Annotated in this window: 15 protein-coding genes and 1 tRNA gene; 6 read left to right on the top strand and 10 right to left on the bottom strand. The window is 71.2% G+C overall.

The window, feature by feature from the left end; all coding sequences use genetic code 11:
• The first annotated feature begins 35 nt into the window (after positions 1-35).
• Both ES689_RS12860 and ES689_RS12855 read left to right on the top strand, forming a co-directional pair.
• Positions 36-455 (top strand): VOC family protein, encoded by a 420-nt coding sequence (locus tag ES689_RS12860; RefSeq protein ID WP_146905288.1) that lies wholly within the window; start codon positions 36-38, stop codon positions 453-455.
• A gap of 20 nt (positions 456-475) precedes the next feature.
• The gene (locus ES689_RS12855) at positions 476-865 is read left to right on the top strand and encodes a YchJ family protein (protein ID WP_146905285.1); all 390 of its coding nucleotides are present in this window, start codon (positions 476-478) and stop codon (positions 863-865) included.
• Between the two features lie 101 nt (positions 866-966).
• Here ES689_RS12855 and ES689_RS12850 read toward each other — a convergent pair whose 3' ends face one another.
• The 7 genes from ES689_RS12850 to ES689_RS12810 form a co-directional block, all read right to left on the bottom strand.
• Positions 967-1,365 carry a hypothetical protein gene (locus tag ES689_RS12850; RefSeq protein ID WP_146905282.1) on the bottom strand — a complete coding sequence of 133 codons (399 nt, stop codon included), beginning with the start codon at positions 1,363-1,365 and terminating at the stop codon, positions 967-969.
• A 192-nt stretch (positions 1,366-1,557) separates the two neighbouring features.
• Positions 1,558-3,342, bottom strand: a complete 1,785-nt coding sequence (locus tag ES689_RS15940) for a hypothetical protein (protein WP_305038356.1) — start codon at positions 3,340-3,342, stop codon at positions 1,558-1,560.
• A 129-nt stretch (positions 3,343-3,471) separates the two neighbouring features.
• Positions 3,472-4,548, bottom strand: a complete 1,077-nt coding sequence (locus tag ES689_RS12830) for a hypothetical protein (protein WP_146905280.1) — start codon at positions 4,546-4,548, stop codon at positions 3,472-3,474.
• Positions 4,549-4,755: 207 nt separating this feature from the next.
• Positions 4,756-5,277, bottom strand: a complete 522-nt coding sequence (locus tag ES689_RS12825; protein ID WP_146905277.1) for a GNAT family N-acetyltransferase — start codon at positions 5,275-5,277, stop codon at positions 4,756-4,758.
• A 313-nt stretch (positions 5,278-5,590) separates the two neighbouring features.
• Positions 5,591-6,520 carry a DUF429 domain-containing protein gene (locus ES689_RS12820; RefSeq protein ID WP_191330437.1) on the bottom strand — a complete coding sequence of 310 codons (930 nt, stop codon included), beginning with the start codon at positions 6,518-6,520 and terminating at the stop codon, positions 5,591-5,593.
• The gene (locus ES689_RS12815) at positions 6,517-7,398 is read right to left on the bottom strand and encodes a phosphatase PAP2 family protein (protein WP_146905274.1); all 882 of its coding nucleotides are present in this window, start codon (positions 7,396-7,398) and stop codon (positions 6,517-6,519) included. The genes ES689_RS12820 and ES689_RS12815 overlap by 4 nt, the downstream gene beginning before the upstream one ends.
• A gap of 72 nt (positions 7,399-7,470) precedes the next feature.
• Positions 7,471-8,085, bottom strand: coding sequence for a hypothetical protein (locus ES689_RS12810; RefSeq protein WP_146905270.1), 615 nt, complete (start codon positions 8,083-8,085; stop codon positions 7,471-7,473).
• A gap of 174 nt (positions 8,086-8,259) precedes the next feature.
• Here ES689_RS12810 and ES689_RS12805 point away from each other — a divergent pair, with 174 nt between their 5' ends.
• Both ES689_RS12805 and ES689_RS12800 read left to right on the top strand, forming a co-directional pair.
• Positions 8,260-8,547, top strand: a complete 288-nt coding sequence (locus tag ES689_RS12805) for a hypothetical protein (RefSeq protein ID WP_146905267.1) — start codon at positions 8,260-8,262, stop codon at positions 8,545-8,547.
• A 163-nt stretch (positions 8,548-8,710) separates the two neighbouring features.
• Positions 8,711-8,783 (top strand) — tRNA-Arg (locus ES689_RS12800).
• Positions 8,784-8,932: 149 nt separating this feature from the next.
• Here the strand turns inward: ES689_RS12800 and ES689_RS12790 are convergent.
• Positions 8,933-10,492 (bottom strand): NAD(P)/FAD-dependent oxidoreductase, encoded by a 1,560-nt coding sequence (locus ES689_RS12790; protein WP_146905264.1) that lies wholly within the window; start codon positions 10,490-10,492, stop codon positions 8,933-8,935.
• A gap of 68 nt (positions 10,493-10,560) precedes the next feature.
• Here ES689_RS12790 and ES689_RS12785 point away from each other — a divergent pair, with 68 nt between their 5' ends.
• Complete coding sequence (locus ES689_RS12785; RefSeq protein ID WP_146905261.1) at positions 10,561-11,346, top strand: (S)-acetoin forming diacetyl reductase; 786 nt, start codon at positions 10,561-10,563, stop codon at positions 11,344-11,346.
• A 20-nt stretch (positions 11,347-11,366) separates the two neighbouring features.
• Here the strand turns inward: ES689_RS12785 and ES689_RS12780 are convergent, their stop codons facing one another.
• Both ES689_RS12780 and ES689_RS12775 read right to left on the bottom strand, forming a co-directional pair.
• The gene (locus ES689_RS12780) at positions 11,367-11,786 is read right to left on the bottom strand and encodes an RbsD/FucU family protein (protein ID WP_146905257.1); all 420 of its coding nucleotides are present in this window, start codon (positions 11,784-11,786) and stop codon (positions 11,367-11,369) included.
• Positions 11,786-12,799 (bottom strand): aldo/keto reductase, encoded by a 1,014-nt coding sequence (locus ES689_RS12775; protein WP_146905254.1) that lies wholly within the window; start codon positions 12,797-12,799, stop codon positions 11,786-11,788. Before ES689_RS12775 ends, ES689_RS12780 begins: the two co-directional genes overlap by 1 nt.
• Before the next feature lie 258 nt (positions 12,800-13,057).
• Here ES689_RS12775 and ES689_RS12770 point away from each other — a divergent pair, with 258 nt between their 5' ends.
• Entirely contained in the window at positions 13,058-14,593 is a 1,536-nt protein-coding gene (locus ES689_RS12770) for an RICIN domain-containing protein (protein ID WP_191330435.1), read from the top strand.
• Positions 14,594-14,607 lie beyond the last annotated feature (14 nt).

The raw sequence follows: 14,607 nt of genomic DNA, 5'->3' as shown, positions 1-14,607 counted from the left end.
CGAGACGCGCCGGCGACCTGATCGAGGGAGCACCGATGTCCGTCCAGCTCACGCCCTATCTCGCCTTCCGGGCCCAGGCTCGCGAGGCGCTCGACTTCTACGCCTCGGTGTTCGGCGGCGTCCCCACCTACAGCAGCTACTCCGAGTTCGGCATGGGGGGCGAGGGCGAGGGCGACAAGGTGATGCACGGGCAGCTCGCGACCCCGCACGGGCTCCTCCTCATGGCGGCCGACCGGCCCGACTCGGTCCTGCTCGAGAGCGAGAACGCCATCTCGCTCTCGCTCTTCGGCGCCGCGGAGGACGAGGAGAGGCTCACCGGCTGGTTCGCCGCGCTCGCCGAGGGCGGCACGGTCCACGAGCAGCTCGCGAAGGCGCCGTGGGGCGACAGCTTCGGCCAGCTCGACGACCGGTTCGGCATCCACTGGATGGTGAACATCGGCGGCGCCGCGGCCTGAGGGTCGGCGATGATGGAGGGATGGACGACTCCGCGCGCTGCCCCTGCCTGAGCGGCGAGACGTACGGGGCGTGCTGCGGGCCGCTGCACGCGCACGTCGCTCCGGCCCCCACCGCCGAGCGGCTGATGCGCTCGCGGTACTCGGCGTTCGCCGTCGGCGACGTCGGCTGGCTGCTCGAGACGTGGCACCCGTCGACGCGTCCGTCCGAGCTCGAGCTCGACCCCGAGGTCCGCTGGTACCGGCTCGACGTGCTGCGGACCGAGCGCGGCGAGCCGCTCGACGACCGCGGCGTGGTCGAGTTCGCGGCGCACCGCCGGGTCGACGGAGCCGCCGAGGTGCAGCGCGAGGTCAGCCGGTTCGTGCGCGACCGCTCGCGCCGGTGGCTGTACGTCGACGGCGTGCCCGGGTAGCCGGCGCTGGGCCGGCCGAGCCGACAGGAAGTGCTCTCCGAGGTGCTGTCGAGAGCACTTCTCGTCGGTTCACTTGGCTGGAGCTGGAGCTGGAGCTGGAGCTAGGGCTGCGGGGTGCCCTGCGAGTGCGCGCCGGGGTCGAGCTGCCCGCCGGTCGACGCGCGGCCGAGGGCGTGGGCGAGCTCGGCGAACGCCTCCTGCGATCGAGCCGCGCCGAGTGCGCCGCCCTTCACGAGGCCGGTGCCGAGGTCGCGGCTGAGCCGCACGACGAGCCGGCCGGAGTCGTCCACGAAGTACTGCAGCCAGAGCACGACGTGGAACGCCTTGCCCGCGAACACCCCCAGGAACAGCGTCTTCGTGAGGTCGCCCCGCACGGCCTTCGTGCTGCCGTTCGGCATCTGCTCGAGCCGGAACCCCTGCGACCGGGCCACGTGGTCGACGAGCCTGCGAGAGTCGTCGTGCGGACCGCTGAAGAAGTAGTCGTAGCTGCTGTCGGCCATGCGTCCCCCGTGTCGTGCCCCCGGTGCCCGGGCGGGCTCCGGGCCACAACTTAGCGCGACCGCCCACGCCGGGCCGCGCACGACGCGTGCGCGCACGGCGACGCACCGCAGGCCCTGATCCGGTCTGCGGTGCGTCGCCGTGCGGCCGCCGTGTCGCTGGCGTCCTTCCTCTCGGTGCGGCTGCCTCGCCGCTCAGGCGCGTGCTCGGCGGCGAGCCGCGAGCAGCAGGCCGAGCCCGGCGAGCAGGGCGAGCAGGCCGGCCGCGAGGCCGCCCGTCGACTCGCTGCCGGTGAACGCGAGGGTCGAGCTGTCGGCCGCTGCCGTGAAGGGCTGACCAGCCGAGGAGGCGGTCGAGACGAACACGGTGCGTCCGGCGGTCGAGGCGGTCACCACGCCGTCGCCGAGGTCGGTCGTCAGCGCGACCTCGCCGTCGACGGTGGTGAGGACGCCGCCCTCGTCATCGGTCGACGGGGTGGTGGGGTCCGTCGGGTCGAAGGGGAAGGCGGGCGACACGGGGATCACCGGGACCACGGGGTCGGTCGGGTCCGTCGGCTCGACCGGGTCGGTCGGGTCGACGGGGGTGCCGGGGTCGACGGGCGTGCCGCCGGTCGTGTCGGTGCTGCTGTCGCCGACGACGCTCACGGCGTTGCCGCCGAGCTCGATCGGCACCGTGACGACGGGGACGACCTGGGTGCCGCCGGCGATGCCGTCGTCGCCCGAGGTGGTGCCGCCGGTGCCGGTGGCGGGCGTGGTGCTGGTGCCCGTGCCCGTGCCGGTGCTGCTGCTGTCGCCGATGATGCTGACGGCGTTGCCGCCCGCCGTGACGGGAGCGGTGATGACGGGCACGATCTGGGTGCCGCCGAGGATGCCGTCGTCGCCCGAGGTGGTGCTGCCGGTGCCGGGCGTGCTGCCGGTGCCGGTGCCGGTGCTGGGCGTCGTGCCCGTGCCGGTGCCGGTGCCGGTGCTGCTGCCGGTGCCGGTGCTGCTGCTGTCGCCGATGATGCTGACGGCGTTGCCGCCGACCGCGACGGGAGCCGTCACGACGGGGGCGACCTGGGTGCCGCCGGCGATGCCGTCGTCGCCCGAGGTGGTGCCCGTCGAGCCTGCTCCGGACGAGCCCGAGCCCGTCGAGGGCGTCGTGCCGACGGGCGGCGTGGTGCCGATCGAGCTGCTGTCGCCGATGACGCTGATCGCGTTGCCGCCGATCGTGACCGGCACCGAGACGCCGGGCAGGATCTGCGTGCCGCCCAGGACGGCGTCGTCACCGCTGGTCGTCGCGCCGGACGTGGCCGGGGCTGACGTGGTCGGGGACGTCGTCGCCGGTGCCGTGGCGCCCGAGCCCGAGCCGGAGCTGTCGCCGAGGAGCGACAGCCCGTTGCCCGAGATCGTCACCGGCAGGGCGACGTCGACGAGCGCCTGCGTGCCGCCGCCGATCGAGTCGCTGCCGGAGGTGGTCGCCGCGGGGGCCTCGACCGGTGCGGTCGGAGCCGGGGCCGCGGGAGCAGCGGGCGCGGCCGGCGTGGTGCTCGACGTGTCGCCGTCGACTGAGATCGCGTTGTCGGTGACCGTGATCGGCACGTCGACCGAGACGATGCCCTGCGTGCCCGAGAGCAGGCCCGAGTCGCCGCTGGTCGTCGTGACCGGCGCCGGTGCCGGTGCCGGCGCGGGTGCCGGAGCCGGGGCTGGAGCAGGTGCAGGTGCAGGTGCGGGTGCCGGAGCCGGGGCAGGAGCGGGTGCTGCTGCGGGAGCAGGAGCCACAGGAGCCGCAGGCGCCGTCGCGGCGCTGTCGCCGACGACCGAGATCGCGTTCCCGAGCGCCGACACGGGGGCGTCCACGACGGCCCCGATCTGGGTGCCCGACAGCAGCCCGTCGTCTCCGGTGGTGGCAGGTGCCGCGTTCGCGGCGGTGGCTCCGAGGGCCCAGAGGCCTCCGACGAAGAGCGCTCCGGTGAGCCCTCTCGAGATGTACTTGTTCATGACGAACTCCAAGACGATGTGAGGTGTGGTGCCGCGGTCTCGCGGCGTGGTCGCGTGTGTCGTCCACAGGCAGGTGCCTGCTGTCGGGCCGGCTGCGCATGCAGCAGGGCCCTGACGACGCGACCGACCTCAGTCGGGGGAGCTGTCGGTGTCGTAGGTGGGCGTCGACGGGAGGTCGTCGTCGCCGTCCGCGGAGCTCGCCGAGACGGCGAGGCCGGGAAGTGAGGAGGCGCGAGCCGCGTCGCCGACGACGGCTCCCGCCGAGCCGGGGCCCGAGCCGGCAGAGCCCGAGCCGGTCGACCCCGTGCTGCCGGAGGGCAGGCCGGGGAGGCCGTCGTGGTCGAGGGGCGAGCGGTCGTCGCCGGGCAGGGGAGAGACGGGAGCCAGGGTGCCCGCGCCTGCGGGTGGAACAGCAGCCGCAGCGGATCCCTGGGCCGCGATGCGGTCACGCAGGATGCTGGCGGGGTCGGCTGTGACCACGTCGGCGGAGGCGCTCGTCGCCTCGTCGGCCAGGGCCGCGACGGCCGCGTCGTCGCCGGCCGCGATGCCGGAGGCAGGGGTCGAGGGGCGCGCGCCGCTTATCGACGCACCGGGCGTGCCGGGCAGGTCGGGCAGGGGAGTCGTCACGGGCGGGACCGGCACGCCGGGCAGGCCCGGAGCCGGTGCCGCAGCCGCGTCGCCCGTGCTGCCGACCGCGGTGTCGACGACGCCCGCGACGGGGGCCGTGACGGTCGAGATCGGGGCTTGGCCGACGACGGCGGGGACGACGGGAGTGGCCGCGACGACCGTGTCGACGACCTGCGCGACCGGGGCCACGACGCTGGAGACGGGCGCCGCGGCGGCCACGTGCTGGACGACCTGCGGCACCACCGGCGCCACGGCCTGGACGACCTGCTGCACCGGGGGAGCCACCGCGGTGGCCTGCGTGGCGACCTGCGTGACCGTCGACACCGCGCCTCCTGCGGTCGTCCCGACGGCGGCGACGGGAGCGTCGAGCGACTGCGCGACGCCCCCCACCGCGGACGTGACGCCGCCGAGCAGCGAGGAGTCGGCCGGGGGAGCGGCCGGCGCCGCCGACGCGGACGTCGACGAGAAGAACAGGCTCAGCACCAGGGCCGCGAGAGCGGCCAGGCCGGAGACCACGAGGAGGCGCACGAAGGAGAGCGCGGCCGGTCGCCGCATCGTCCCCTCGGCCGTCTGATCCACGGCGCACCTTCTTCGGTCGCTGAGCTGCTGCCGGGGTGGTTGGGCCCGGCGAGCGGGGTGGTTGGTCCCGCTGTGCCCCATTTGTACGCCCGTGGGCCGGAGATGTCCACGAAGATCTCTCATTTGTACCCCTGGATCGACCTGGGGATGTCCTGTGGAGGAGTCACGAGGCGAGCCCGGCACGAGCCGAACCCGGCGGGTCCGGCCTCAGTCGAGCGGCAGCCGCAGCTCGAGCTCGCGGCTCTCGGGGTCGAGCACGTACGGCACGGTGATGCCGGTCGGCTCGAAGCCCCGGCGTCGGTAGTACGCGATCGCCCGCGGGTTGTCCTCGTGCACGTGCAGCGTCAGCGCCGAGCCCTCGGAGCGGGCCCACTCGACGACCGTGTCGAGCAGTGCGTCGGCGACCCGCGCCTCCCTGCCTCGATGACCGGGCCTGACGTAGACGCCGACGAGCATCGGGCTGCCCGGCGCGTCGAGGTAGCCGCCCATCGTGCCGACCCACTCGTCGGTCGCGTCGTCGATCGCCGCGAGCAGCACGCTGTGCGGGGCCTGGCCGCGGGCGCCGCGCGACCGCCACTCGTCCTCGCCGTGGGTCAGCCCGGTGCTGAGCGTCTCGCCGTAGGCGAGCGGGGTGTCCTCGAGCATCTCGAGCCGCAGGTCGCGCACCTGCTGCCAGTCGTCGGCGGTCGTGCGGCGGATCGTGACGGTGCTCGGCGTGCGCGGGCTCATGCGCCCAGCGTGCCACGCGCTGCTCGCCTGCGGCGTGCCGCCCGCGTGCCGTCCGCGTGCCGCGTGCCGCCCGTCGCTCGCCCGCTCACGGGGCGGCTCCGCACTGCACCGAGTTTCGTGCACTGCACCGCGTCTAGACCGGGTGCAGTGTACGAAACCCGGTGCAGTGTCTGCGGCGGGGGCGCCAGTTCTGGTGCGGTGCATGAAAGTCGGTGCAGTGACTGCGGCAGGGCGTCAGACCCGGTGCGGCGCACGGAGACCCGGTGCGGCGCGGCGCAGGGCTCCAGCGCGCGGCGCGAGGCGCGCGCGCAGCTCAGTGCGCGGCGCGGCCCACCGGCACCGTGCCCTCGGGCGCGGCGAGCCGCTGCACCTCGCGTGCCGGCGAGATCAGCGTCGCGCGACGGCCGAGCACGTCGGGCTCGGCCGCCGCGCCGAGCACCTGCATCCGTTCGGGCCGCCGTGCCCGCATCGACGCCGTCCACGCGCAGACGAGGGCGTCGAGCAGGTCCTCGCGGTGCTTGTACGGCCGGTCGACGAGCGGCGACGGCTCGTCGACGAGGAGGCGCGACACCGGGTGCGAGAGCAGCCGCAGCGGCGGGTCGGCCGAGTCGAGGGCGGCGAGGCGCGAGATCAGGTCGTCGCAGGCGACCGCGCGTGCGCCGCGCCGCTCCTCCTTCGCGACGGTCGTGTCGGGACGCTTGTAGCGCGGCCGGCGCTCGTCGTAGCCGAGCTCAGCAGCCCCGACGAGCGTCGTGTACGGGTAGCACTCGAAGTACGAGACGGCATCGGCCGGCACGGGCTCGACTCCGTCGTCGTACACCGCCCCGGCTGAGGCGAGGCGCTCGCCGAGGGTGCGACCGCCGAGCCAGGGCAAGGAGGCGCTGGAGGCGTTCGCCGACACGTGCCACCGACCGTACGCCCGGCCCACGAGCCGTTCGCTCGGCCGCATGCCGGTCGCGTTCGGCACCAGCACGGGCGCGTCGATCGCGGCGTGCGACCCCGGCGTCGCCCAGCGCAGCACCCAGTCCGCGACCTCGTCGACGCCCCGGGCCCAGCCGGCGTCGAGCACGGTGCCGTCGGCGTCGATCACCGCGAGTCCCGTCTCGTTGGCGGGCTTCGTCGGGGTCGAGTCGCGCCAGGCGAGGTCGACGCCGAGGTAGCGCGGGGCGCCGGCCTGCTGGGCCGCGCCGGCCTGCCCGGCCGCGCCGGCCTGCCCGGCCTGCCCGGCCGCCACGTCGGTCACGACCGGCGGTCGAGCTTCCAGCCGACCCAGGCGGTGACGAGCACGACCCCGGCCGCGGCCAGGCGGGCGCCGGTCAGCACGCCGCTGCCGGTCGAGGTGGTCACGCTCATGTCGCTGCCTATCCCGATGCCCCAGACGAGGCCCGAGATCGTGAGGCAGGCGACCAGAGCGAGCCCCAGCAGGCCCGAGGTGAGCGCGAAGGCCCTGGGCCCGACCGCGTCGACGGCGGCGGGGCTGCGGAGGCGGCCGCGGGCCCTGCCGGCGAGCCTCGAGGCGGTCAGACGGACGGCGGCGAGCCAGAAGAGGGCGACGGCGCAGGCGCCCACGATGTCGCTCGAGCGGTGCCAGCCGAACGCGACGGTCTGCTCGGCGACGATCGCCGCGAAGGCCGTCCCGATCAAGAAGACGAGGGGGCGCACGTGCCGGCCGAAGGCCGTCATCACGGCGAAGAGGGCGGCGACGGCGATGGTCGTGTGGCCGCTCGGGAAGCTGTTGCCGTAGAGCTCGCCGGTGAGGTCGGGGCGCGGCACGACCTGCTTGAGCACCTGCGTCGTGATCGTCGCGCCGATGATGAGCACGCCCGACTGCAGGGCGGCTCCGGGTCGTCGTCGGAGGAACGCGACGAGCATCGTCAGCCCGACGAGCAGCATGAGCGCCGCGGGCGAGATCGCGTCGAGGGCGGAGCCGGAGCCCAGGAGGCGGTCGTCGTCGACCGAGCTGAGGATGCTGTCCTCGACCGACTGGCCCGTCTCGGTCAGCACGGCCATGACGTAGACGCCGCCGAACGCGACGACGGAGGCGCTCGCCGCGACGATCCACCGGGCCGACCCGTGTCGCCGGACGGCGCTCGAGGTCGGGAGAACGCGGGCAGCAGTCACTTCCCCATAGAACAGCACCCCTCCTGGACGCCGCCTCACATCTGCCTGCCGATGCGTCGGGAGCGGCGTGACTCACAGGGGGCGGGCAGAGTCCTCACCGGTCGGGAGCTGATCGCGGAGGGCGCGGATCCGCCGAGCGCGGCGCAGGCTGAGCAGCGGGTTCAGCACGGCGACGACTCCGAAGAACACCACGCCCGCCCACGGGACCCACGTCGGGACGATGTCGTCGGGCGGTCCGGGCGGAAGGGCCGCCAGGAGCGCGCTGAGGAGGGCGAAGACGACGAACTCGAGGGTGAAGAGCCAGGCACCGCGGCGGGCCCAGGCTTCCTGCCGGGCGAGGATCGGCGCCCACCCCGACGTGTCGGCGCCCTCGGGCAGGCGCCCGACCCTGATCGCCCGGCCGATGCGCTCGGCCTGCTCCGCTCCTCCGTGCTGGGCCCAGAGCCAGGCGACGACGAGGGTCATCGACGCGCCGAAGAACAGGCCGGAGACGAGGCCGAGGGCCACGCCGAGCGTCACGGAGGTCGCCAGGGGGACAGGGGCCGCCGAGAAGGAGGAGGACGCCCCGAAGAAGGTGCCCATCGAGCCGCCGAAGGCGACCGTCATGGCGACGAACATCCAGAGCAGCGTGCGGCGTCGCGGCGCCTCGAGCACGTGCTCCCTGATCCAGCTGCGTCGCTCGTCCACGCTCCGAGCCTGGCACGCCGGGGTGCCGCGGCTCCGCCGGCGAGCTCGCGCTCACCCGGCGGCTCACCCGGGCTCGCGGCCGCGTCCCCCTCCTCCTGGCGGGCGCGGAGGTCGCCGGAGCATGATCGACCCACATCAGTCGACCCCGGTCGGCTCGACACGAGGAGGCGCTCGATGAGCACCACGAACAGCAACGAGCCGCAGCAGGGCGGGGTCACGGACGAGACGGCCGAGTTCGGCGACCGCTCGCAGGTGCCCGTCGCGGGCAGCACCGAGAACCACGGCGACGTGGAGCAGCCCGTCGCTCCCGGGACCGACGACGAGCCCGACCACCTCACGGGCCGCGAGGCCACGGGCGACGTGCTCGACCGCACGGGATCGGTCGACTCGTCCGACGTCGACGACCTGCTCGGCCGCCGCGAGGACCGCGACGACGACCACGAGGGCCCGCGCGCGCCGTAGCCCGCGCATCAGCGTGACGCTCGCGAGGGGTCTGCTCGCGGCAGATGCCCTCGCAGCGTCATCTCGTTCGTCCGCGCGACGAGCGAGCACGAGGAGGCGCCCTCGATTCGCGAGGACGCCCTCGGTCGTGTAGTGTTTCCCCCGGCCATTCGGCCGAGAAAACGCGCCTGTAGCTCAACGGATAGAGCATCTGACTACGGATCAGAAGGTTGGGGGTTCGAGTCCCTCCAGGCGCACAGAACACGCAAAAAAGCCCTGCCCTTGTCGGCAGGGCTTTTCTGCGTCTAAGCGCTTGCTCGGCCGCCTGCCGGCGGCTGGACGAACTGCACGTCGAGATCGCCGAGGCGAACGAGGGGGCGAAGATCCGACTGGAGGCGGGCGCGGACTAGGCGGCTACCGCCTTGCTCTTCACCTCGAAGCCGCGGAGCCCGGCCTGCTGGACGTCGTCGAGGACGCCCCGGTACGACGCCATCCCCCCGAGGTAGAACAACACCGTGTGCTTCTTGCCGGGTATGTTGGCCCCGAAGATCCACGAGTCGGTCTTGGGGAACAACGTCGCGTTCGCGATCGACGTGCACTCCTCGGACCAGGCGTCCTCGAACTCCTGCGTGGTCTCGATCGTGCCGCCCTGCTGCTCCGCTGCAGCGATCAGCTTCGTGACGAACTCCACCTGGACCTCGATGCTCGGGACGAGGTTGGTGAAGGGGCCGTTCGGTCCGAGGATCATGAACATGTTGGGGAACCCGGCCGTGGCCACTCCGAGGTAGCTCGTGGGCGCGTCCGCCCAGTGCTCGTCGACCGTCTGGCCGTCGCGGCCGCGGATGTCCATGCGCCGGTAGTTGCCGTCGACGGCGTCGAAGCCGGTCGCCATGACGATCACGTCGAGTTCGTGCACGACGCCGTCGGCGGTCTTGATCCCCTCGGGGGTGATCTCGACGATGGGGTTCTCCTTGATGGAGACGAGCTCGACGTTGTCCTGGTTGTACAGGTCGTAGTAGCCGACGTTGCACAGGGGGCGCTTGGCATACGGCTGCGTGGGCGTGAGCTTCCTGGCAGTCTCGGGGTCCTTGACCTTCTCCGCGATCTTCCTGCGGATGAACGCCGCCGCGGCCTCGTTCGACTCCGGGTCGGTCGGGATGTCGTTGAAGGTGCCGAACATGAAGAAGAAGCCGTTGCCGCGGTCCCAGGCCTCCTGGAAGACGCGGTCGCGCTCCTCGGGCGTCACGGAGCTGGCCGCGATCGTCGACTCCTCGAAGCCGAAGGCGACGGACGAGTTGCGGACCTGCTCCCAGATCTCCGGGTAGCGAGACTTGTAGTCGGCCACCTCCTCCGGCGTCGTCGGGCCGTTGCCGGACGGGACGCTGTACTGCGCCGAGCGCTGGAACACGGTCAGGTGCGAGGCGGTCTTCGACGCAGCGACGATGAACTGGGAACCCGTCGATCCGGTGCCGACCACGCCGACGCGCTTGCCGTCGATCGAGAGATCGTCGGGCCAGTGCGCCGTGTGCACGAGGGTCCCGCGGAACGTGTCGATGCCGGGGATGTCCGGGACGTTGACCGCAGCCAGCAGGCCGAGTGACGTGACCACGTACCGCGCCGTCCAGCTCTCGCCGGCCGCTGACGTCACCGTCCAGGTCTCGGCCTCTTCGTCGAACGTCATCCCCGTGATCTCGGTGCTCAGCTGGATGTCCTTGAGCAGGTCGTGGCGGTCGACGACGGCCTCGAGGTACGCCAGGATGTCCGGTCCGTCGATGTACTTGCGCTCCCAGCTCCACTCCTGCAGCAGCGCTTCGTCGAAGGAGTAGCGGTAGAACGGGCTCTCCGTGTCGGACATCGCTCCGGGGTAGCGGTTCCAGAACCAGGTGCCGCCGACGCCGTCGCCCTTCTCGAAGGCCCGCACGCGCAGACCGAGGGAGCGATGACCGAACGGTCGATCGCCCGTCATGGCGTCGATCTACGAGAACTACATGCGGTACGCACGGTGCGCACCGCCACAGAAGAAGGAGAAGAGTCATGGCACGGACTGAGAACGGCAAGGTAGCCCTCGTCACGGGTGGCGGTCAGGGCATCGGCCAGGCGATCGTGGAGCGCTTCCACGCCGACGGCTTCAGGGTCGCCGTGGCGGACCTGAACACGGAGACCGCGGGGGCGCTGGCGGAGAAGCTCGGCGGACGCGAGGGCGGGGCGATCGCGGTCCGTGTCGACGTCGCCGACCAGGACAGCGTGTTCGCAGCCGTGCAGCAGGCCACCGACGAACTCGGCGGCTTCGACGTCATCGTGAACAACGCCGGCATCGCGCCGCAGTCGCCCATCGAGGACATCACGCCGGAGAGCATCGCGAAGATCTTCTCGATCAACTTCAACGGCGTGGTCTACGGCATCCAGGCCGCGACGAAGGCGTTCCGGGCCCTGGGCCACGGCGGCAAGATCATCAGCGCGGCTTCTCAGGCGGGACACGTGGGCAATCCCGGCATCGCGCTGTACTCGGCGACGAAGTTCGCCGTCCGCGGGATCAGCCAGACCGCAGCGCGCGACCTGGCGCAGTACGGCATCACCGTCAACACCTACGCACCGGGCATCGTCAGGACGCCTCTCATGGAGGACCTCGCGAAGAAGACGGCCGCGTCCGCCGGGCAGCCGGAGGAGTGGGGCTGGGCCCAGTTCACGGACGGCATCACCCTCGAACGCCTCTCGGAGCCCTCGGAGGTCGCCGGAGTCGTGTCGTTCCTCGCCGGCCCGGACTCCGACTACATCACGGGTCAGTCCCTTCTGGTCGACGGGGGGATGGTCTTCAACTAGGGACGAAACGGCCTCCTTCGTCAGGGGGTGCGGACTCCGACGGTCAGAAGCAGATTGGCGCATCTGCGCTGGTCACCTGTGGCGATGAGGACCGCGAGATCCTCACCTCTGGCGAGGTCGTAGAAGTCGAACCGCGATGTGCTCTCGATCGCGAGGTTCCGGCCGATGGCGCGCTGGTATCCGGCGTGTGGTGGCGCGATCTGGTCGGACTCGTCCCGCATCGTGTGGCCGGCCTCGAACGTGAGCACCTGGGTGAGCACCCCGAGGACTTGGTCGACGGTGAGGAGCCCTGGCGAGACGTTGAGCCATACGGTCGTCGTGTTCGGACCGGTGGCCGTAGCGAAGGGGTAGTTGCCGTCAGCGATGAGGATCTTCGACCCGTGTCCTGCCTTGGCAAGGGCTTCGAGCAGAGGCGGGTGGATGAGTGGTGTCGTCAGCATCAGGAGGCATACCCTTCGTGTCCGGGGATGGTCCCGTCGACATCCCACAGCTCAAGCCAAGACTCAGCGCCCTGCCAGAGGAAGACCTGGCCCTTGATGAGCCGTGCGTTGCGCTCGGCGCCTCGGAGACGGTCGATGTCCGAGGCGGAGAGCACCGTCTCGAGGGCGCCCCGCAGGTTGGCCTCGAGTTGCTCTCGCTTCACTGAGAACGGGATCGGCACTTGGCCGCGCGTCACCGCCCACGCCAGGCAGATCACTGCGGGGTGTACGCCGTGTGCCTGCGCGACTTCAACGACCACGGGGTTCTCGAGGTCGATGACGTCCTCTGGGTCACGGTCACGTTCAGGGCGTGACGGCGAACCCAGCGGCGAGTATCCGACCGGTTGGATGCTGTTGTCCACGCAGAAGCGGAAGAGCTCTGGCTGTTGAAAACACGGATGAAGTTCCATCTCGTTCAACGTCGGGGTGATCCGAGCGTCTCGCAGCAGCAGTTCGAGTTTGGGGATGGTCGTGTTCGACGTGCCGAGGTGCCGCACGAGTCCTCTGTCGACGAGACCCTCGAGGGCTTGCCAGACCCCGAGGTAGCGAGCGTGGTCGTACGGCGTCGCGTCAGGGTCACGGGCGTCGGTCTCGGCCTTCGGCGGGTGTGCTGCCGGGAAAGGCCAATGGACGAAGACCGCGTCGAGGTAGTCGAGACGAAGGTCGCGCAGAGACCTCTCGACCGAGGCGACGGCCCGCTGCGGACTGTGAGCGTCGTTCCACACCTTCGACATCACGAAGAATTCTTCACGAGACCTCTTGGCCAAGGCCTCCTCCAGTACCAGGCCGATGTGTGCCTCGTTCCCGTAGACCGAGGCGCAGTCGATGAGCCGGTAACCGACGTCGATGCCCGTCCGGACGGCTGCGGAGACATCGTCGGAGCCGTATCGGTCTGATCCGAAGGTCCCGAGCCCGACGAGGGGCATTGCATGCCCCGACGAGAGGAGTCGATGAGGGGGCGTCGTCACGTGCATGGTTCTCCTCGTTGAGCAAGATGTTCTGTGGCCGCACGGAAAGTTCCGCCGGCCCCGGCCGGGCAGCACCAGCATCGGTCTCCAGGGTGAGGGGCCAACCGCCAGTCCCACGAGTATCGCTGAGGGGCCCGCCGTCGACGACTAGTCGGAAAGCCTTTCGCTCAGCACCCTGGGTCGCCGCATGCTCTTGCGGGCGAGGATCTCCTTGGGGCCGGCGGCGTCGGCTTCTTCCGTTCAATGACGAATACGGAGACACACATGACCCTCCTGCGCAAGCGGCTGACCAAGGGGGCGACAGCCCTCGTAGCTGCAGTAGCCCTGGCTCTCGGGACCGCTTCACTTCCAGCCCAGGCCTACGGCCCGAGCACGCTCTACAGTTCCCCTTCGAACGCTTACCGATACGGTGCGCTGTACCCCAAGTCCGTCGAGCTGCGGAACAGCGGAACGGCGAACGGAACCCTGCTGGCGACCCACGAGCAGACGTCCGCCACCGGCGGAGGCGTCTTCCCGATCTACCGCAGCACCGACGCGGGCGCGACGTGGTCCCGCATCAGCCAGATCACGGACACCCGGGCCGGGGTCGGCATGAACAACGGGGCGTTCCTCTACGAGCTGCCCCAGGCAGTCGGGTCGATGCCGGCCGGAACGGTCCTCGCCTTCGGCTTGGCCAGCACGAACGACTACTCCCAGATGTACCTCGAGGTCTACAAGAGCACCGACCAGGGGCGCTCGTGGAGCTACGTCAGTCGGGTGGCCTCGGGTGAGGGAAGCAGCGAGCCCATCTGGGAGCCGTTCGTCGCTGTCGCGAACGGCAAGCTGATCGTCTGGTACTCGGACGAACGCGACAAGGCATCGCACAACCAGAAGATCGTCCACCAGACGAGCGCCGACGGCATCACCTGGGGTCCCGTCGTCGACGACGTCGCCGCAACGGACTCCTCACTTCGTCCCGGGATGCCCGTGGTGTCGCGTCTCGCAGACGGGCGCTACCTCATGACCTACGAGGTGGTCGGTGCACCCAACCTGCCCAACAACTACAAGATCACGAACGACCCCGAGAGCTGGAACGCGTCCGACCTCGGAACCACCATCGACTACGGCGGCAGCCCGGTGAACCTCGTCCTCCCGGACGGCAAGATCGTCTACAACTCCTACGGGACGGCCGGTGGAGACGTCCTGGTCAACACCTCCAACGGCGCGGGGGCCTGGACGACCGTCAAGACACCCGTCGCTCCCGGCTACAGCCGGCAGCTGCAGTACGTGACGTCGACGGGCCGAGTCTTGATCCTCTCCTGCCCCGGATTCTTCGAGAACGGCGGGAACGACAAGAACGTCGTCACCTATGGCGACGTCGACCTCGGCAACAGTGCAGGGGCCTACTACAAGATCGTCAACCGGTCGACAGGCAAGGTGCTCGGGGTCCTCGGCGGGTCCCTTTCCGACGGCGCGTCCGTCGTGCAGTGGTCCGACACCGGGAGCCGGGACCAGGCCTGGCACGTGACCACCCAGTCGGACGGGACACGCCTCATCACCGACCGATCAAGTGGTCGTGCCCTCGGCATCCGTGAAGCGTCCACGGCGGCCGACAGCGACGCGGTCCAGTGGCTCGACAACGGCAGCAACGACCAGCGTTGGCGCCTCATCCAGACGGGGTCCTACGTCAAGATCCAGAATGTCCGCAGCGGGTTGGTCCTCGGGGTCCGTGCCGGCTCATCGGCCGACGGCGCGCAGGTGATCCAGTGGTCCGACACGGGCAGCCTCGACCAGCAATGGAGCATCGTGGCTGCCAACTGAGCGATCACCGGACG

Source organism: Frigoribacterium sp. ACAM 257, from assembly GCF_007954365.1.
Taxonomy (GTDB): Bacteria; Actinomycetota; Actinomycetes; order Actinomycetales; family Microbacteriaceae; genus Frigoribacterium.
The sequence above is the reverse complement of the archived record's forward strand: the minus strand, read 5'-3'. Positions and strand labels throughout refer to the sequence as shown.